Source organism: Cognataquiflexum nitidum (genome assembly GCF_022538055.1).
GTDB classification, from domain to species: domain Bacteria; phylum Bacteroidota; class Bacteroidia; order Cytophagales; family Cyclobacteriaceae; genus Cognataquiflexum; species Cognataquiflexum nitidum.
In genome coordinates this window covers 135,543-155,939 of the sequence record NZ_JAKZAM010000007.1, presented here as the reverse complement: position 1 = coordinate 155,939, position 20,397 = coordinate 135,543, and the positions used below count along the sequence as shown (strand labels likewise).

Genomic DNA, 20,397 nt, shown 5'->3' with positions numbered 1-20,397 from the left:
AAATACTTAAAAATTACCTCATCTAACAAAATTTTCTATACTTTTTGAACAGCTTTCACTTTTCTAAAAAAAATCTGAAAACAAAAATTTTTTCCTTGGTGATAAAAAAAAACATAGATATACGCTTCTTTGGCAGTAATCCTATATTCTTCTTCATGGGGACGGATCCCGATAGCTCGCGGACGGAAGACCGATGTACCGGATATTTCAGTCTGCAGACAAAAATTTAAAATGGATATCCAATCTACTGGCATAATTGTGTACATACATTAAAAAAACTATATTATATTCTCGCTTGGTATAGTTTCCAAACCCAAAAAGGTCAAAAAAGGTATTTTTATGAGTGCACAATTGATAGAAAAGACCGCCCGATTTCTGCTCGAAGGATTTGACACCTACATTAGGGATTTCAATAGATTGACTGATCTTACTCCTACATTTTTTAAAACAAGGAATTGGAATGCGATGCAGCAAAATCACCGCAAAAGACCCCGACTATATAAAGACCAAGTGAGTACTACCCGTCTACTTCTGAGTGAAATCCTTTTGGAAAATGCCAGCAGCTATGATTTTTGGAAGACCGCAAAGGCCCATTATTCGCTGCTGATATCCAATAACAAAGACAAAGAATTGGCAGAAACATTCTTCAACTCCGTCATACGCAAATCTTATTCAGGCCTCGCCATCAATGAAAACCTGATGTTTGTCCATGAAGGTTATAATTCCTGCCTCATTTATCCAAATGACAATCTTTATTTCAGCTATCCTTCCGATTGGGGATTAAAGAGAATTATCCAAAAAATCCTGGAAGATTTTGATTTTGGAGTTCCTTATCTGAACAAACAAGAAGATATGGAATTTTTGATCAATTCCGTCAAAGAAGTGATTTTGACCAGGTATATTCCAACTCCCGACAGTACAACTCAAGTATTGAAGTCTGTTTTTTACAGGAATAAAGGAGCCTATGTGATCGGCAGAATCAAAATAGGCGGTAAATGGATGCCTTTTATAATTCCTTTTCTCAATGGTCCAAAAGGTGTATTTGTAGACACCATGATCTTTGATCCGAACCTGATGTCAGGTCTTTTCAGTTTTTCAAGGTCTTATTTTATGGTTAAGACTGATATTCCCTCCCAAATGATTTCATTCTTAAATGCTGTTATTCCTAACAAAAAAATCCATGAACTATACAATGCTATCGGATTTAACAAACATGGTAAAACAGAATTCTACCGGGATTTTCTAAATCACCTACACCAAAGTCAAGACAATTTTGTTTTGGCAGAAGGTGTCAAGGGGATGGTGATGACGGTGTTTACTCTCCCCTCCTATAATGTGGTTTTTAAGATGATCAAGGATTATTTTGATCCGCCCAAGACCATGACACGACAGGAAGTCCGTGAAAAATACAAGATGGTAGGACTTCATGACCGGGTAGGAAGGATGGCAGATACGCATGAGTTTGAGGAATTTCATTTGCCGTTAGATAGGATTGACCCTTTGCTGTTGGAAGAACTACAGGGCACTGTCAATTCACTTTTGTACATAACTGCTGATGAACTCATCCTCAAGCATGTCTATATCGAAAGAAGGATGACTCCACTAAACATCTACCTAGAAAACTGCTCCACGGAAGATGCAAAGTCAGCGGTGGAAGAATACGGGAATTCTATTTTGGAAATGGCCAAAGCAAATATTTTTCCCGGGGACATGATGACCAAAAACTTTGGTGTGACGAGACAAAAACGGGTAATTTTCTATGATTATGATGAAATTGAGTTTTTGACAGACATGAACTTCCGGGAGAAACCAATACCTGAAACCTTTGAACAAATCTATTCCTCCTCACCATGGTATGACATTGGCCAAAATGATGTTTTTCCTCAGGATTTCAAGAGCTTTATGATAGGAAGGCACGATGTCAAAGAGTATTTTTTCGATTACCACCGAGAACTTTTCAATCCAGGAAAATGGAAGGAAATACAAGAGAAAATCAATTCAGGATGGGGTGTCCATGCATTTTCTTATCCACAAAAAATTCGATTCCGGCCTATGGAGGAAATTTAAAAATGACTTAAGGATAAAAAAATACCTAGAGAATCTAGGCATTCCATGACACTAAGTAAAATCACAATAAAAGCTGACTACTGTCAGGATATCCTAAATAGTATCTGGATAAATTGGGGAGTCATCAAGCCAGAAAGCCATGAAAATTTTATTCATGATCATACTCCTGATTCACGGACTAATTCATTTAATGGGCTTTATGAAGGCCTTTTTTCTTGCTGAATTAAATGAAATTACCAACCCCGTTTCCAAACCAATGGGTCTACTTTGGTTGGTAGCAACCCTGATTCTTGTTTTAGCAGGAGTAATGATATTTTTCAAAAACCCTCTTTGGTGGCTTGTAGCGATCATTGGTGTCCTGATTTCCCAAGTTCTCATCCTGATTTTTTGGAAGGATTCTCTTTATGGAACGCTACCGAATATTCTGATTCTAGTAGTGTCGCTGATAGCTTTCGCACAATATGATTTTGAGAAAAAAATCAGACTAGAAGTGGCCTATGTTTTGGAAAATGTAATGGAAAAAAAGACTGCAGTGATTACCGATGAGGATATTTCTTCGCTTCCCAAATCGGTTCAGACTTGGCTTAAGGCTTCAGGAATGATTGGAAAAACTCCCATCCAAAGTGTCTTTATGAACCAAAATTATCAGTTAAAATTAAAGCCTGACCAAAAGAATTGGTACAGTACCACTGCTAAGCAATATTCAACAGTTTCTCCTCCATCATTTGTTTGGAGTGCCGAAATTGAAATGATGCCCGCAATCAGCGCTTTTGGGAGAGACAAATTCATAGAAGGGAAAGGAGAAATGGTATTCAAACTTTTTTCTGTCTTTGCTGTGGCAAATGACGGCCCTAATCCACAAATCAATGAGGCTGCGCTGCAGCGCTTCTTGGGAGAGATGGTCTGGTATCCATCAGCTGCACTGAGCGATTATATTATTTGGAAGGATTTAGGACCCCAAACAGCAAAAGCCACGATGACTTTAGATGGCCTTTCGGGATCCGGGATTTTCACTTTTGACAAAGATGGTCATGCCAAAAGTTTTGCTGCTTTAAGATATCAGGGAAGCGGCACTGAAGCCAAAAGATCCGAATTGACAGTAAATATCACCTCAACAAAAGAATTTGAGGGTGTCATGTTGCCTGCCTCCGGCGAGGTAAACTGGAGGCTGGATTCAGGGGAATGGACTTGGGCAAAATTTGAAATCCAGGATTGTACCTTCAACCCCAATCAAGTGGATTTCTGATATTCTATTCAATGAAATATTCAATCTTAATCATTTTAATTTTTAATTTGCATCGGATTTACCTTTTCACAATGAATAAAAATTCACTTTTACTGTTGGTCATTTTTTTGATCCCTGTAGCTGTTATGGCGCAGTTCCCTTATGTCGGTATCCAAAATAGCCAAAGAAAGGGGATAATAAGTGCAATGATGAACCCTGCAGAACTCAACAACTTGTACCGAACAGTCGAAGTTCAGTTTTTTGCTGCAAATGCATCTATCGGCAACAATACTTTGACTTTTTCTGAAACCATAGAGAACCGAAATGACCTTTGGAATACGATGATGGAAAAAGCAGAAGATCCCGTGGATGGAAATACCGATGGATCTATCATCCTTCCTTCCTTTGGTATGAAAAAAGGTAAGTGGGCTTTTGGACTTATATCCCAAATTCAAAGCAGGGCCACCATTCTGAATATTAACCCTGAGTTAGGAAGATACGTGACAGAAAATGAAATCAGTATTGAAGTTTTACGCTTTGCAATCAATAACCCAAACAACCAAAGGGCGAACTTTGCAACCTGGTTTGAATCAGGAATTGTCATAGGGAGAGAAATATGGAATACCCCAAAAAGTAAATTTTCTGTCGGAACGAATATCAAATTACTGTTCCCGACAGGTTATACCAATTTGGGAGTTGGCAATCTCAGAGGGACTCTGGTGGTCGATCAATCTGCCGTTACTTTGACAAATGCCCAGGGTACAGTGAATATTTCTTACAATGAATCTGTGGTAGACACAAGAAATTTTAACATCGATTATAACAATATAAACTTTGGAAAATTGTCGGGGGTGGGATTTGATATTGGTTTCAATTACCAATTGAAAAATGAAAAGGGAATATGGCTGAGCACAGGCATGGCTTTCAGAAATATAGGCAATTTGACATTGGGGGCAGGACAAAATAACCAAACTTTCCAAATGAACATACCTGACGGTGAATCGTTTAGGATAGACCTTTTGGAACCAGATTTCAGGACTATTGAAAGGGATTTTTTGGAAAGTGGTTATTTCTCTAGAGAATCCAATAATGATGGCTTCCAAGCAGGGCTTCCGACAGTATGGGCAGCAAATGCAGATATGAAATTGTCAGATAAGTTTTTTATTAGCGTCTATGGACAGACATTCATCCAAAATAAAGAGAACAATTTTCAAATTCCCGCCATCAACCTCATTGCATTGACTCCAAGTGCTGTTTTTGGCAAATTTGAAGTCTATTCTTCTTGGGGATATTATGACATAGCTGGATTTACAGGAGGTTTAGGGCTACGTTTTGGTGGATTTTTCATTGGTTCCCAATCCATTTTGACGGCAATGATGGCAGATACAAAAAAAGCCGACTTGCAGGTCGGCTTGAGTTGGGGCTTTGGAAAGAAAACATCCGGAGATCTTTAAGTACTGAACCTCTCGCAAATGTTGGGATTTTTACTGTATTTTTTGTCTAAAAGGCACAGCCGGAAGACCAAGACTGTTGTATAAATTGACTTCAGGATTGTCTGCCCATGCGTACCTGACTTCAACCGGATTTTTCACTTTTGGGCTATAGACTTCAATTTGGGTGGGGCCCATGATTTTACCTTTTGCAGGTTCAAAATGACCGTCTTCACCCGAAAGGACAAAACCCTCGACCTCCGTACCTGAGGTAAGTTGCAGGCCCTCCCCGACAAAATTAAATGTGATAATTATTTTTTCACCTTGCTTTTCGGCAGAAGAAAATATAGGACCAGTATGGATGACATCTTCTCCATACGCAACTTTTTTGGCAGACTGCCACAATCTATAACCTACATCCTTCTTGTTTCTTGGATGGATATCAGCGGCATTTCCTACGTCTATGGTGACTGCCATTCCTGTATTGGGTAGTTCTAAGGTTTGGGTTTGTGCTTCCCTCAAATGTGCCCAATTAGAATCAGGCTGAACATCTTTCCTTTCCATAAAATTGGCTAGTTGGACATACAAAAATGGAAAATCTCCGATTCCCCAAGCTTCCCTCCAGTCTTGGATCATGGTGCTAAAAAGCCGCTTGTAATGTTGATGTTCCCCCACATTACTTTCACCCTGATACCAAATCACGCCCATAATAGGGTATTTAACGATCGGTGCGATCATGGCATTGTACATCATTCCTGGAAGCCAATTGTACCATTCCACCTTTGGTATTTCTTCCTCTATCCTATTGCTGTATTTCCATTCTCCCTCCAATGATATTTTCTTCCCGCCGGATTTGATAAAAAATTCTCCGCTTTTGCCCAATACCGGCGAGTTGTTCCATGTGTTTACGATCCTCACCACCAACAAATTTTCTCCTTTGACTACCATTCCGGCCGGAAGCGTAAACTCTTTTACAGCATCTCCATAATCTTTAAACAATAGCCTTCCACCGTTAAGATAGATATAAGCCATCTGTTGGATATCCCCCAGATTCAGAGTCGCATTATCAATATCAGTAAGGGTAAATTTTTTGCGAAACCAGGCAATATCAGAAAATGGATTGTCTGAGGGAAGATTCACAGTCTGCCAATCGCTGTCATCAAAGTTGGTGTTAACCACGCCCTTGATTTCTCCATTTTGAGGTGCTATGACAAGCTCATTTCTTTTGAGTTCACGGACTTTGTTGTCAATGATTTCCTGAATCCAAAAGTCATTTCTTTCAATCAAGTCTTTTGCCTTTACCTGATAAGGTGGCAGGTCAATCAATTTTTCTGTTGAAGTCCATCCTTCAGCGGGTGTTCCTCCCCAATTACTTTCAATTATACCGATTGGAACGCCTTTCTCGAGGTGGTTCTTCTTAGCAAAAAACCATGCAACAGCCGAAAAATTAAGGATATTGTCAGAATTGGCCATTCTCCATTCCCCTCCCCTGACGTCTGTTTTTACTTTGGCATCATAGTCATGGGGGATTTTGAAAAAACGGATCAAGGGATAATCGCTGTCTGCGATTTCTTCCTGTAGTCCTTCGACCTGGGCACTCATCACCCACTCCATATTGGATTGCCCACCTGCTACCCACACATCTCCGACTTGTATATCCCGAATTTTTTTTCCGTTGACATCAAGTTGAAAGGGTCCAGAGGCAGGCAATGGGTCAAACTCAATCATCCAAAAGCCCTCATTGTCTATTTTGGTTTCTTTTTCCTGATTGTTGAATTTGGCGACCACCCTTTTATTGGGAGTACCGTCTCCCCAAACCCTGATGGGTTGGTTTCTTTGGAAAACCATATGGTCGGCAAAAAATTTTGGCATAAAAACTTCCGTCAGAGGTTCATTAGATTGGCAAGAACAAACAGCCAATGCACATAGAATGAGCGTGGCCTTGAAAATAGATTTTAACATGAGGACAGTTTAATTTAGGGAATAGACGAAATTATTTAATCAGTGAAATTGTGTCAAGGAAATTCGTAAAAACCTTATATGTGTATCCGCTTTCTTGCACGTAGCCAAACAATAATTTGTTGGAGGAGCCATTAAACACCCAATGGACAGTGGACTTTCGTCTATGGATGAGTATCCGCATTCGATACAACCTCCTATTGCCCAACGTGCAACATTGCGGATACCCATAAAACCTAAATTCCCTTGTTCAGAAGAATATTACAACTTTAGCAAAAGCATCGCCACACCAAAATAAACCGACAAACCTAAAAGGTCATTGGCGGTAGTGATAAATGGTCCCGAGGCAATGGCTGGATTGATCCCAAACCTGTCTAAAACCAAAGGAGTGATGGTTCCCATAAAAGACGAAAGCAATACAACACAAAACATGGCTAGGCCTATTGTAAAGCCAAAAACGGTATCAAAACGGTAGATAAAAACCACCACCAAAAACACGAAAGATGCCAGAACCACCCCATTGACCAAGGCGATCAACAAGCCCTTGACAAATCTTTGCCAAGGCGTGTCATCAAAAACGGATTTGGAAGCAAGCGACTGTACTACCAATGAAGAAGACTGAATCCCAACATTCCCACCTGTCGCCGCCACCAAGGGGATAAAAGAAGCCAATGCTATGTATTTGCTCAAGCCCACTTCAAAAAACCCTATGATTTTGGCACCCATCAATCCGCCGATAACACCGATCAGCAGCCAAGGCAGCCTGGCTTTGGAAATCCTAAATATGGAATCCGATTCCTCCACGTCTGCAGAGATACCCGTCATTGCCTGTATATCCTCTTCGGATTGTTCTCTGATCAAATCCAAAATATCATCGACTGTAATCCTACCGACAAGGCGGTTTTTTGCATTTACCACAGGTACCGATTCCAAGTCATAGCGACGCATGATTTCAGCTACTTCCTCACCTTCCATATGAGTGGGTATGGAAATAAGCTCCGGCTCATAGATGTCTGAAATCTTAGTGTCTGCAGAAGCAAGGATAATTTTTTTGAGAGAGACCCTACCAAGCAGGTGCTGTCTGTTGTCCACCACATAGATGGAATAGATTTTCTCCACTTTTTCTGCCTGCCTTCGAATTTCTTCGATAGTCTGAACAACATTCCAGTTTTTATTGGCCCGAATAAATTCCTTGGCCATCAAACCGCCTGCTGAATCTTCGTCATAGCGGAGAAGGTCAAGGATATTGGCAGACTTTTCTCTTTCCTGAAGGTGGCTGATGACGTTTTCCCTGTCCTTGGTAGGCATCAGGATGAGGATATCTGCGGCATCATCAGATTCCATCTGATCAATCAGTCCTGCCAATTCGGTAGTTTCCAATTCGCGGATTACCTGAATCAAAGAAGCTTCATCCAACTCTATCAAGATATCTGCTGCAGTAGTGGCCGGAAGCAATCTCAAAACATAGATAGCCTCGTCCATATTGAGTTCGTCCAACAAGGAGGCAATATCCGCCACATTGGCACCCTCAAAGGACTCAATGATGAAATCGTTGTTTTGGATTTCAATGCTGTCCTGAAGGCTCTCCAGATATTCTTTGGAAAGTTCAAATGATTTTATTGGTTCCAAGATTCCTGTATTTTTAGCGTAAGTCCGATAAATTCCTGAACATCCAACTGCTCTGCTCTTTGATCCATGATGGGATCTTTGGTAAGCTCTTCAGAAAGCCCAAAGGATTTTAAACAATTTCTTAAAGTTTTTCTTCTTGTCCCAAAACCCTGCTTTACGACTCTGATAAATAGTTTTTCATCACAGTCTAATTTTTTTACTACATTTCTTTTCAATCTGATCACTCCCGAATTTACTCTTGGCGGGGGATTGAATACCCCCGGAGGTACAGAAAAAAGATACTCAATATCATAAAACGCCTGCAACAATACTGACAGAATACCATAATCTTTATTTCCTTTTGGCGAAGCGATGCGTTGAGCCACCTCTTTTTGCAACATACAGACCACCTCCGTCACCTGATTCCTTTGGTCCAATACATTAAAAAGAATCTGCGAGGAAATGTTGTAGGGGAAATTGCCGATGATAGCATAAGGTTCCTGCATGATGGTGGCAAAATCTTTTCTCAAAAAATCTGCCTCTATGATTTTCTCTCCCATCTCAGGATATTTCTCCCTCAGGTATTTGATCGATTCCCGGTCAATATCGACAAGGTAAAGGTCCCATTTTTCTTTCAAGAGAAAATCGGTCAATACCCCCATTCCCGGACCAATCTCAAGGACTTTGCTAATGCCTCCATGGCCCGTGATGGCCTTGGCAATATTCTCAGCAATCCCCAAATCTATCAGGAAATGCTGTCCAAGGTGTTTTTTGGGTTTGACCTTTTCCATGCGGTATACTCTAATTATTTTATCTAAATTGCGTGTCAAAAATAAGAGAATTATCACAAAGCCCTACAATTATTTAAAATGGCAGTGTGGCGTTTTTTCTGGCTTTGATAATAATTCTTAACCCAAAAAAGAAGATTTTCGAAGTTTTGAGAACCATAAATCTAAATCAATAACCAACAGTATTCGATAAATTTTAATGAACCAAAGAAAAAATAAACCGGTCCTTGGCATCAGTATTGGAGACATTAACGGCATTGGTGCTGAGGTCACCATCAAGGCACTTTTAGACAATAGGCTTATCAAACTCGTCACTCCGGTGATTTATGCGCATGGTAAAGCCCTTACTTTTTATAGAAAACACCTCGGCATCGAGGACTTCAACTTTATGCAAATCAAAAGCATAGAGGAAGTCCATCACAAAAAGATAAATGTCATCAACGTCGTGGAGGAAAGTCCAGAGGTAATTCCCGGAATGGAAACCCATGAAGCAGGCAAACTTGCACTCACAGCTCTTGACCATGCGATCAAAGACCTCAAAGACAACAAGATTGAGGCTTTGGTCACCGCACCATTGAACAAAAATAATATCAACAGCCCCGAAAAGAAATTTGTGGGACACACCGAATACTTGACTGAGGCATTTGGAAGCAAAGATAGTCTGATGTTTTTGGTAGCTGATGGCATCAGGGTTGGATTGGTAACCGGCCATATACCCCTTAAAGATGTAGCCAAAAACGTCACGGCTGAAAAAATAAAATCCAAGCTCAATATCATGCTGAAATCGCTCAAAGACGACTTCGGCATTTCAAAACCAAAAATAGCGGTCTTGGGCCTGAACCCTCATGCAGGTGAAGAAGGCCTTTTGGGTGATGAGGAAGAAAACATCATCAAACCACTGATCAAGGAATATAAAGACAAAGGCCATTTGGTTTTTGGCCCCTATTCGGCAGATGGTTTTTTTGGAATGATGCATCAAAAGAAATTCGACGGAGTCTTGGCTATGTACCATGACCAAGGCCTCATTCCGTTCAAGTCACAGGCATTTGAGTCAGGTGTAAACTTCACAGCGGGACTGCCTATCATTCGTACCTCTCCCGACCATGGCACTGCTTACAATATCGCAGGCAAAAACCAGGCTGATGAGGGTTCGATGAGGGCTGCTATCATGCAGGCTTATGACATCATCCGACTCAAGGGAAATTGGGAAGATGAAGAGGAAGGGTAATTAATTGAAAATGAATAATTTGCGAATTGAATAATGTTGAGGAAAATGAAAAAACTCATCCTTCCGACTTCATCCTTTATCCTTTCCAAAATAATTTTACGCCAAATTTTATTTTTCTAAAGCATTTGCCTAAATTTGCGGTCTTGAAATAGCAGGAGGTACGTGAAATTCTTAAGAAACTACGATATTGACGTCATCAAATTAAAGGATGGAAAGCATTCTTTCGCATTTGAAGTGAGCAATGAGTTTTTTAAATATTTCGAGGCTGAAGATTGGGTCAACGGAGCCAATATCAAGGTTATTGTAGATGTTAACAAAACCGTTTCTGTGATGGAAGTGGATTTTGATATCAGCGGTACAGTGGGTTTGACCTGTGACAGAAGCTTGGAGGAATTTGACTATACTTTGGAGCTGACCGAAAAAGTCATTTACAAGTACGGCCCGATGGTGCAGGAGATCAGTGAAGATGTTTTCATGATCACAAAAGATACCCCAAGTATCAACGTCGCCCAGCTGATTTACGAGTTCATCCTTTTGGCCATTCCGGCCAAAAAAATCCATCCTGATTACATGGATGAGACGGATGAGGATGATTTTGATGAGGAAGGGAGTTTGATTTACCTTTCAGAAGAAGAAGAAATAGAATCCGATGATTCAGATGAGGAAAGTCATCAAGAAAAACCGGCCGATCCCAGATGGGAAATATTAAATAAATTAAAGAAAAAAGAATAATCTAAAATAGTATAGAGATGGCACATCCTAAACGAAAAATTTCGAAAACCAGAAGAGACAAAAGAAGAACTCACTATAAGTTGACAGCTCCAGGTCTTGCACAATGCCCTACCACAGGCGAATTTCACTTACCTCACAGAGCTTTTTGGCTTGATGGCAAACTGTACTACAAAGGACAGGTTATCATGGAAAAAGAGGCTCTTGCTTAAGCGTAATAAAATATTTATTTTATTTAAATCCATCCCGAATAGTTTTGGGATGGATTTTTATTTTCGACAAAATCAAACTTGAATAGCCCAAAAAGGGCTATTTGTCAATCCTGTTATTCTAAAACCAAAAACCTTTGGTGGAAAAGCACATTTTAGATAATTTTGTCGCCTTGAACGGAAATCTGAAAGTCTCCACAAGGAAAGATTTCAACACCACAACAAAGCCTGATGGTTTAGGATAATTCAACCTACCTTAGGGTTTCAAACAAAATTTGAATGAAAAAAACCAGAGCAGTCATTACGGGAGTCCAAGGTTGGGTACCTGATTATATCTTGACCAACCGTGAATTGGAAACCATGGTGGATACCAACGATGAATGGATTGTCACAAGAACAGGTATAAAAGAAAGAAGGATTCTCAAAGGTGAGGACAAAGGGACTTCAATTATTGGCATCAATGCAGTCAATGAACTTTTGAAAAAAACCAATACCAATCCCAAGGACATCGACCTGATTATCTGTGCCACGGTGACCCCGGACATGCCATTTCCAGCTACTGCCAACATCATTGCTGACGGAGTCGGCGCAGTAAATAGCTACAGCTTTGACATCTCCGCCGCCTGTTCGGGATTTCTCTATGCACTTACCATCGGAAGCCAGTTTATCGAAACTGGAATGCATAAAAAGGTCATCATCATTGGTGCGGATAAAATGTCTTCCATCATTGATTACCAAGACAGGGCTACTTGTATCATCTTTGGTGATGGCGGTGGTGCCGTCTTATTGGAACCAACTACCGAAAACGTGGGGGTCATGGACTCTCTCCTTCACTCTGACGGCTCAGGAGCACCATACCTGCATATGAAAGCCGGAGGCAGCCGCAAGCCTGCAACTTTAGAAACCATCGCAGCAAGAGAGCATTATGCCTTTCAGGAAGGAGCTTCCGTTTTCAAATTTGCTGTCACCAATATGGCTGAGGTAAGTGCAGAAATCATGGAGAGAAATAACCTTACGGCTGAAGATATTTCTTGGCTTGTGCCCCATCAAGCAAACAAGCGCATCATTGACGCCACTGCCAACAGGATGGGGATCGGACCTGACAAAGTAATGCTCAACATTGAAAAATACGGGAATACCACTGCGGGGACGCTGCCTTTGTGTCTCTGGGATTATGAATCAAAACTCAAAAAAGGAGATAATGTTATTCTAGCTGCTTTTGGCGGTGGATTTACCTGGGGTTCGATTTACCTGAAGTGGGGATATGACTCCAAATAACCAATAATAATAAACCAAAATATAATAATGGCAAGTACTGCAGATTTCAAAACCGGATTGTGTCTGGAAATGAATAACGACATCTTCACAATTGTAGATTTCCAACATGTCAAACCAGGAAAAGGTGGCGCATTCGTAAGAACCAAATTGAAAAGTCTTACCTCAGGAAAAGTTTTGGACAAAACTTATACGGCAGGAGAAAAAGTCACTACTGCTAGAGTGGAAAAAAGACCCCACCAATTTATTTATCAGGATGACTTGGGTTATAATTTCATGGATACCGAAAATTTCGAACAAATCTCCATCCAAGAAAAACTTATCGAAAGACCCAAATTGCTCAAAGAAGGTCAGACAGTGGATATTTTGGTGCATGCCGAAACGGAAACACCCATCTCTGTCGAGCTTCCTCCTTTTGTGGAGTTGATGATTACCTACACCGAACCAGGTATCAAAGGTGACACTGCGACCAATGCATCAAAACCAGCTACACTGGAAACAGGTGCAATCGTGATGGTTCCTTTGTTTGTCGAGCAGGACATTATGATCAAAGTGGATACGAGAGACGGTTCTTATTCCGAAAGAGTAAAATAATTTTAATAAGCTATGTGATTTGCCTAAATTACATAGCTTGTTTGTTTTTATACCAAATCAAGCCTCAACCCAAATACAGAAGAGGGTTTTAACAAAAAAACAAATCATGAAAGCAAAAGAAATCCAGGATTTAATAGACTTCATCTCCAACTCCGGCCTAGCCGAGGTGAAAATTGAAACGGAAGAATTCAAACTTTCCATCAAAAAGTACTCTGAAGCTCCTACTGTAAAATTTGAAGCGGCACCTGCTGCACCTGCTCCTGTAGCACATGCTGCACCTGTGGCTATCCCTGCTGCAGCTGTACCTGCAGCTGCTCCGGCAAAAGAGGATACTTCCCGTCTCATAGAGATCAAGTCTCCAATGATCGGAACTTTCTACCGTACATCGAATCCTGATGCGGATCCTTTTGTGTCTGTAGGAGACTCTGTATCTGCAGGACAGACAGTTTGTATCATTGAGGCTATGAAGCTTTTCAACGAAATCGAATCTGAAGTTTCTGGAAAAATCGTGAAGGTATTGGTGGACAATGCAACTCCGGTTGAATATGATCAACCACTTTTCTTGGTTGATCCTGCGGGATAATTTTTGTTTCACTAACCTGATTAGACTGTGTTTAAAAAAATATTAATCGCCAACAGAGGAGAAATTGCCCTTAGGGTAATCAGAACCTGCAAGGAGATGGGCATCAAAACCGTCGCAGTATATTCAACTGCTGACAAGGACAGCCTTCATGTTCGCTTTGCTGACGAAGCTGTATGCATCGGTCCTCCTCCAAGCAGGGATTCGTACCTCAATATACCAAGAATCATCGCAGCGGCAGAAATAACCAATGCTGACGCCATTCACCCTGGGTATGGGTTCTTGTCCGAGAATGCTGAATTCTCCAGAATTTGTGAAGAATATGGAATCAAATTCATCGGGGCCAGTCCTGAGATGATCAATAAAATGGGAGACAAGGCTACAGCCAAAGCAACCATGAAAGAAGCCGGAGTACCTACCATTCCGGGATCTGAGGGGTTATTGGATTCCATCGAGCAGGGAATAAAAATAGCCAAGGAAATGGGTTATCCGGTCATTCTGAAAGCTACTGCCGGCGGTGGTGGACGCGGAATGAGGATAGTAAGAAATGAAAGTGAATTCAAAAAATCCTGGGATGATGCACGCCAAGAATCAGGTGCTGCCTTTGGGAATGATGCTTTATACCTCGAAAAATACGTAGAAGAACCTAGGCATATCGAAATTCAAATTGTCGGTGACAGCAATGGAAAAGCTTGTCATTTATCCGAAAGGGACTGCTCTATCCAAAGAAGACACCAAAAATTATTGGAAGAAACCCCTTCTCCATTCATGACGGATGAGCTTAGGGAAGCCATGGGCAAGGCCGCTGTCAAAGGTGCTGAAGCCATCGCTTATGAAGGCGCCGGGACTGTGGAATTTTTGGTGGACAAACACCGGAACTTCTATTTCATGGAAATGAACACCCGTATCCAAGTAGAGCATCCCATTACGGAAGAGGTGACTGATTTTGACTTGATCAAAGAACAGATAAAGGTCGCCGCCGGTGAAAAAATATCCGGAAAAAATTACATTCCAAAACTTTATGCCATGGAATGTAGGATCAACGCTGAAGATCCATCCAACGGTTTTAGACCAAGCCCCGGCAAAATATTAAATCTTCATATGCCCGGTGGAAGAGGCGTAAGAGTGGATAGCCATGTCTATGCAGGGTATGTAATCCCACCAAACTATGACTCCATGATAGCCAAACTTATTGTGAGTGGCCAAACAAGAGAAGAAGTGATTGTAAGGATGAAAAGAGCCTTGGAAGAATTTGTCATTGACGGTATCAAAACCACCATCCCTTTCCACATCGCTTTATTGGATGATTTTGAATTCAGAAACGGTAACTATACAACCAAGTTTTTGGAGACCTTCGACTTCTCAGTTATCAAAAAATAAAAATACCATTTCCAAAATTTTTAACAAGACCGGGGAAGATTCTCCGGTTTTGTTTTTTCAATTCGCCTACAAAAATTTTCAAAGTATCCAAGACTCATTTATCCGGCAAATTCGGAATCAATCCATCTTGGCTAAGGATTTTCTGTTAATTTTGCAGGCTGAAGTCATCAAACACCTCCATTGAAATATGTCATTAGCTACCAAATACAGTCCTGAAGCAGCCGAATCAAAATGGTATGCCTATTGGATGGAAAATAAATTTTTCTCTTCAAAAGTAGACCATAGTAAAGAGCCATATACCATCGTAATTCCTCCTCCCAATGTCACAGGAGTATTGCACATGGGGCACATGCTGAACAATACTATTCAGGATGTTTTGATCAGAAAAGCCCGTATGGAAGGCAAAAACGCATGTTGGGTACCCGGTACTGACCATGCCTCTATTGCTACAGAAGCCAAAGTCGTCTCCATGCTCAGGGAAAGGGGTATTGACAAAAAAAATATATCTAGGGAGGAATTCCTTAGATACGCCATGGAATGGAAAGAAAAATATGGCGGTATCATCCTGGAACAACTGAAGAAATTGGGAGCTTCCTGCGATTGGGACAGGACCAAATTCACCATGGATGCTGACCTGAGCGATGCGGTGATTTCGGTATTTGTGGATCTGCACAAAAAAGGAAAAATCTATCGTGGCATCCGCATGGTCAATTGGGATCCACAGGGCAAAACTGCCCTTTCGGATGACGAGGTGATCATGAAAGAAATTGCCTCAAAGCTGTATTACATCAAATACAAAATAGAAGGAACCGAAGATCAATTCCTGACCATCGCCACTACCCGACCCGAAACAATCATGGCCGATGTGGCCATTTGCATCAATCCAAATGATCCAAGATTCTCCCACCTAAAAGGAAAAAAAGCCATCATCCCACTTATCAACCGAACCATCCCGATCGTTGAGGATGAGTATGTGGATATGGAATTTGGTACGGGCTGCCTGAAAGTCACTCCGGCCCATGATATCAATGATTATGAATTGGGGATCAAACACAAACTGCCTGTCATCGATATCCTAAATGATGATGGGACATTGAACGAAAAAGCCCAAATTCTGATTGGTGAAGACCGTTTTATAGCAAGGAAGAAAATTGCCAAGCTTTTGGATGAAGCCGGTCAACTTGAAAAAATTGAGGATTACAAATCCAATGTAGGACACTCAGAGAGAACCGATGCGGTTATAGAGCCGAAACTTTCTTTGCAGTGGTTTTTGAAAATGGAAGACATCACCAAACCTGCCCTGAGTTCGGTGATGGAAGACATTATCCAACTCCATCCTCCCAAGTTTAAAAATATGTACCGCTCCTGGATGGAAAATGTCCGTGATTGGTGTATCTCACGCCAACTCTGGTGGGGTCATCAAATACCGGCTTTTTACCTTCCAAATGGAGAATATGTGGTTGCAAAAACAAAAGACCAAGCTCTGGAAATGGCTAATGAAAAATTCAATACTTCCTATTCTTTGGAAGAATTGAAGCAAGATGAGGATGTCTTGGATACCTGGTTTTCTTCATGGCTTTGGCCGATATCGGTTTTTGATACCGACATATTTACCACCGGCCAGAAAAATGAAGACCTTAAATACTACTACCCTACCAATGACCTGGTGACAGCACCTGAAATTCTTTTCTTTTGGGTAGCACGTATGATCATTGCAGGATATGAGTACACCGGACAAAAACCTTTCAGTAATGTCTACCTGACAGGAATCGTGCGGGACAAACTCGGTAGAAAAATGTCCAAGTCTCTTGGTAATTCGCCGGATCCACTCGAACTTATCAAAACCTTTGGCGCTGATGGAGTAAGGACAGGAATGCTGTTTAGCTCTCCTGCGGGAAATGACCTGCCTTTTGATGAAAAACTGGTGGAACAGGGAAGGAATTTTTCCAATAAAATATGGAATGCATACCGATTGGTACAGGGATGGGAAATTGATCCCAAACTTGATGGAAAAGAAAATGAGGCTGCTATAACCTGGTTTGAAAACAGGTTCAATGAAGCCCTGACCGAAATCGAGGAACACTTTCAGAAGTTCAGGATCTCAGACGCTCTGATGGCTACCTACAAGCTTGTATGGGACGACTTCTGCTCTTGGTACCTCGAGATGATTAAGCCTGCCTATCAGCAGCCAATTGACCAAAAAACCTTCGACAAGACAATCGCATTCTTTGAAGATATCCTGAAAATCCTTCATCCATTTATGCCATTCCTGACAGAAGAACTTTGGCATCAGATCAAGGATCGGAAAAAAGAAGAAGCACTGATTATCACTGCATGGCCCAAGCCCAAAGATTTTGATTCCAAGCTGATAACTGATGCTTCTCAGATTTTTGAGGTGGTATCGCAGGTAAGAAATACAAGGGCTTCCAAAGGAATATCTCCCAAAGAATCATTTTCCCTGACTGTAAACACCAATCAGGAAGTACTTTACAGGAATTTCGAAGCCGTATTGAAAAAACTGGCAAACTTATCCGAGCTTTCTTTTGGTGAAAAAGTTGACAATGCGATGAGTTTTGTGGTGAAGTCGGATGAATGTTTTATCCCGATGGGTGACAAACTGGATGTCGAAAAAGAAAAAGAAACGCTTCAAAAAGAGCTGGAGTACGCCAAAGGATTTTTGAATACTGTACTCAAAAAACTCAGCAATGAGCGGTTTGTGGCCGGCGCTCCTCCACAGGTGATAGAGGTGGAAAGGAAAAAACTTGCAGATGCCGAAGCCAAAATCAAAGCTTTGGAAGAATCGCTGGCGAAATTGTCCTAATATTTTCTTTGAAGCTTCAAAGTCAAAAAAAATCCCGCTATCCAAATTTAATTTGGGTAGCGGGATTTTTTTTGAATCCATAAATCCTATTTTTAAAACTCAAATCCAAATTTAACCGTACGATATAGTATTTTATACCATAAAACCCGTTAGCCATGAGATATTCTTTCAATCTCGTTTTAATTTTGGTAGTGCTATTAGGCTTTCAAGCCTGTGATCAATCTGAAGACAATATTCCGAATATAAGCAGGGAAGAGTTTCCTGATCTAAAAATTTTTCTTGACAAATTTGAAGTAGAAGCGAAACTTAGAGGCTATAATTTTGATTTTTCTAATTTAGACCTTGTCTATGTAGATGAAATTAAGAACCCGGATGGATCAGAGTATTGGGGATTTGGATTTATCAAACATCCTGTTTCCGGTAAAAGAACCATACAAATCTCAAAATCTCCCGGCCTTTGTGATTGGGCCAATAAAACAGATATTGAAAGAGAAAACCTGTTTTTCCATTTAATGGGGCGTGCTTTTTTAAATTTACAACCTGATAATGCTCTGATGTGTAATGGAAAGCCATTGTCAATGATGTCTATTACCTTCAATAATTTCAATATCTATAAGGAAAATGAGCCTGAACTGAGGGAATATTATATAGACGAATTGTTTGACCGGTTAGCAGCCAATGAACAGTGTATAGATTTCAGGCAAAATTTCACTCAGAATCCTGTTTTTTTTAAAAACGATTTGTCTGACCCTTTGTGGAGATTTTCCAATGACAATGGCAGATACCAAGTTTCAAGAGGGATTCATCCAAATTCATTCAGCACCACGTTTTTGGTGATTTCGTCCACAGGTACCGGTCAAAAAACAGGCTATATCTACAAAGAGTTAGAAATGCCAAATATTCCTGAAGGGGCCACAGTTATATTGCGTACTAAAGTTAACGCAGAAAATCTTGAAGGTCCAGGAGTAGCTATCGCTATGAGGGTTTACGATACCAAGATCGGTACAACTGGAGCTACGACAAATGAATCTCACACCTTAACTACAGAACCTAATCCTGTAAATGGAAAGCTGGAAAACCATGTTTTGGAATTGAGACTACCAAATTTTACAAGAAAGACAATATTTATTTTACCCTTTGCAGTAATGATGCCGGGGACAAAAGGAGAGGCATTTTTCGATGATTTTGAGATTTTGGTGGAACCGGTTTAAAAATGATTGGAAAATTGTAAAATTGAAATATGATTATCCGCTTTTATACCAGTAGCCAAATATCATTTTTCTCCACCTCGGCAAGCTCGGTGAACGGATATCGTGAGATCAGAGGGGGGGGTGGTAGAAATGCGGCAAAGCCGCATTTCTACCACCCCCCCCCCCTTCAATATCAATAAATTCCGGTAGTCGAGCCTGCCGAGAACATTCTGTAATTAATCCTATACTGGTAAGAAGGCGGATATATATAAATTGAAAAATTAGAAAGTTGGGGAAGATTAAAAGTTAAAAGGTTAAGGGAAAATTGGAAGATTTCAAAATTGAAAGATTGGTACCAACTCGGCTTCTCACGCGGATCATTTCACTGAAACTACCTACTGCCAACTTGCTAACAGCGATTGATTTTACGGAATACTGACCACTGCGAATGAACACCGCGACTGCCTCATGACCTACCTACTTCTTGCTCCTTTGAACAAGATGTTTTTAAAAATTTTGAAAAAATACTTAAAATCAGTGGAGATGGGCGAAATGGAATACGCATTTAAATAGCGCATTTCGGATTCCATGATTTCTTCGAGGGTACTTGGCATGTCTGCAAAATAAGGCGGGATCAATCCAGGTTTATATTGGGTTCTTTTTTGTTTGAGTTCAGCATGGTATAGGTTAAAATATTGCTTGCTAAGGGGTCTGACACCTACCAATTTGATATCTCCACGAAGGAGATTCCATATCATAGGCACCTCATCCAGCCATATTTTGCGCAGTAACTTACCAAACCGTGAAACCCTGAAATCATCCTTGAATTTACCTCCATCAGTCAGTTTGTTTTTTTGGTATACCATATCTTGGAGAAACTCAGAATAGGGATACATTGTCCGCAATTTGTATACATTAAATTCTTTTCCTGTTATTCCTATCCGCTTCAATTTGACTACAGGCCAATAGGTCGCATTTGTGACTTTCATGGGCTTTTGTATTTTTCGAGCGGCGAAATACAAGTAGCCACCAATTTCCTTCTCTTCGATCAGCTCAAAACCTGCTGCATATAACCTCCCTAGCGCTTCCACTCCGGACATTAGTTTCCCTTTTCCACCTGTGACCTTATTGAAGATTTTTTCAGTAAAGGGTATTTTTGGCATGACTCTATACCGTAGAGTGTCCCATGTATAAACAACCCCACTCCAAGGAGAATTATATTTTTGGAAAATTCGCGTCTTCCGGTTTTTATAAGTTTCCACAAAACATATGAACATACCGCCAAGGCAAAGCATAAGGTTTGCCTCTCGAAAA

The 20,397-nt window shown here is 40.7% G+C and carries 16 protein-coding genes; 12 read left to right on the top strand and 4 right to left on the bottom strand.

Features of this window, described 5'->3' with window-relative positions:
* Window positions 1-339 precede the first annotated feature (339 nt).
* The 3 genes from aceK (at window position 340) to MMU07_RS06805 (ending at window position 4,746) form a co-directional block, all read left to right on the top strand.
* Entirely contained in the window at window positions 340-2,067 is a 1,728-nt protein-coding gene (aceK, locus tag MMU07_RS06815; RefSeq protein ID WP_241125102.1) for a bifunctional isocitrate dehydrogenase kinase/phosphatase, read from the top strand.
* Window positions 2,068-2,206: 139 nt separating this feature from the next.
* On the top strand, window positions 2,207-3,313 hold the full coding sequence (locus MMU07_RS06810) for a DUF6920 family protein (RefSeq protein ID WP_241125101.1): 1,107 nt from the start codon (window positions 2,207-2,209) through the stop codon (window positions 3,311-3,313).
* A gap of 71 nt (window positions 3,314-3,384) precedes the next feature.
* Complete coding sequence (locus MMU07_RS06805) at window positions 3,385-4,746, top strand: DUF5723 family protein (RefSeq protein WP_241125100.1); 1,362 nt, start codon at window positions 3,385-3,387, stop codon at window positions 4,744-4,746.
* 30 nt (window positions 4,747-4,776) lie between these two features.
* On the opposite strand, the gene MMU07_RS06800 is transcribed toward MMU07_RS06805, so the two are convergent.
* From MMU07_RS06800 to rsmA, 3 genes are all read right to left on the bottom strand, one after another.
* Window positions 4,777-6,684, bottom strand: a complete 1,908-nt coding sequence (locus tag MMU07_RS06800) for a sialate O-acetylesterase (protein ID WP_241125099.1) — start codon at window positions 6,682-6,684, stop codon at window positions 4,777-4,779.
* Window positions 6,685-6,942: 258 nt separating this feature from the next.
* Complete coding sequence (mgtE, locus tag MMU07_RS06795) at window positions 6,943-8,310, bottom strand: magnesium transporter (protein WP_241125098.1); 1,368 nt, start codon at window positions 8,308-8,310, stop codon at window positions 6,943-6,945.
* Window positions 8,298-9,080, bottom strand: a complete 783-nt coding sequence (rsmA, locus tag MMU07_RS06790; protein ID WP_241125097.1) for a 16S rRNA (adenine(1518)-N(6)/adenine(1519)-N(6))-dimethyltransferase RsmA — start codon at window positions 9,078-9,080, stop codon at window positions 8,298-8,300. The genes mgtE and rsmA overlap by 13 nt, the downstream gene beginning before the upstream one ends.
* A 196-nt stretch (window positions 9,081-9,276) precedes the next feature.
* Here rsmA and pdxA point away from each other — a divergent pair, with 196 nt between their 5' ends.
* The 9 genes from pdxA to MMU07_RS06745 all read left to right on the top strand — a co-directional run bounded on the left by pdxA (window position 9,277) and on the right by MMU07_RS06745 (window position 19,104).
* On the top strand, window positions 9,277-10,305 hold the full coding sequence (gene pdxA / locus MMU07_RS06785; protein WP_241125096.1) for a 4-hydroxythreonine-4-phosphate dehydrogenase PdxA: 1,029 nt from the start codon (window positions 9,277-9,279) through the stop codon (window positions 10,303-10,305).
* Window positions 10,306-10,467: 162 nt separating this feature from the next.
* Window positions 10,468-11,037 carry a YceD family protein gene (locus tag MMU07_RS06780; RefSeq protein ID WP_241125095.1) on the top strand — a complete coding sequence of 190 codons (570 nt, stop codon included), beginning with the start codon at window positions 10,468-10,470 and terminating at the stop codon, window positions 11,035-11,037.
* Between the two features lie 17 nt (window positions 11,038-11,054).
* Window positions 11,055-11,246: a 50S ribosomal protein L32 gene (gene rpmF / locus MMU07_RS06775; protein WP_241125094.1), complete on the top strand. Its 192-nt coding sequence runs from the start codon at window positions 11,055-11,057 to the stop codon at window positions 11,244-11,246.
* Window positions 11,247-11,522: 276 nt separating this feature from the next.
* Window positions 11,523-12,521, top strand: coding sequence for a beta-ketoacyl-ACP synthase III (locus MMU07_RS06770; protein WP_241125093.1), 999 nt, complete (start codon window positions 11,523-11,525; stop codon window positions 12,519-12,521).
* Window positions 12,522-12,548: 27 nt separating this feature from the next.
* Window positions 12,549-13,112: an elongation factor P gene (efp, locus tag MMU07_RS06765; protein WP_241125092.1), complete on the top strand. Its 564-nt coding sequence runs from the start codon at window positions 12,549-12,551 to the stop codon at window positions 13,110-13,112.
* Between the two features lie 106 nt (window positions 13,113-13,218).
* Complete coding sequence (gene accB / locus MMU07_RS06760) at window positions 13,219-13,695, top strand: acetyl-CoA carboxylase biotin carboxyl carrier protein (RefSeq protein WP_241125091.1); 477 nt, start codon at window positions 13,219-13,221, stop codon at window positions 13,693-13,695.
* Window positions 13,696-13,722: 27 nt separating this feature from the next.
* Entirely contained in the window at window positions 13,723-15,072 is a 1,350-nt protein-coding gene (accC, locus tag MMU07_RS06755) for an acetyl-CoA carboxylase biotin carboxylase subunit (RefSeq protein WP_241125090.1), read from the top strand.
* A 187-nt stretch (window positions 15,073-15,259) separates the two neighbouring features.
* Window positions 15,260-17,893: a valine--tRNA ligase gene (locus MMU07_RS06750; RefSeq protein ID WP_241125089.1), complete on the top strand. Its 2,634-nt coding sequence runs from the start codon at window positions 15,260-15,262 to the stop codon at window positions 17,891-17,893.
* Between the two features lie 155 nt (window positions 17,894-18,048).
* Window positions 18,049-19,104 carry a hypothetical protein gene (locus MMU07_RS06745; protein WP_241125088.1) on the top strand — a complete coding sequence of 352 codons (1,056 nt, stop codon included), beginning with the start codon at window positions 18,049-18,051 and terminating at the stop codon, window positions 19,102-19,104.
* A gap of 452 nt (window positions 19,105-19,556) precedes the next feature.
* On the opposite strand, the gene MMU07_RS06740 is transcribed toward MMU07_RS06745, so the two are convergent.
* Window positions 19,557-20,246, bottom strand: a complete 690-nt coding sequence (locus MMU07_RS06740; protein ID WP_241125087.1) for a sugar transferase — start codon at window positions 20,244-20,246, stop codon at window positions 19,557-19,559.
* Between the last annotated feature and the right edge of the window lie 151 nt (window positions 20,247-20,397).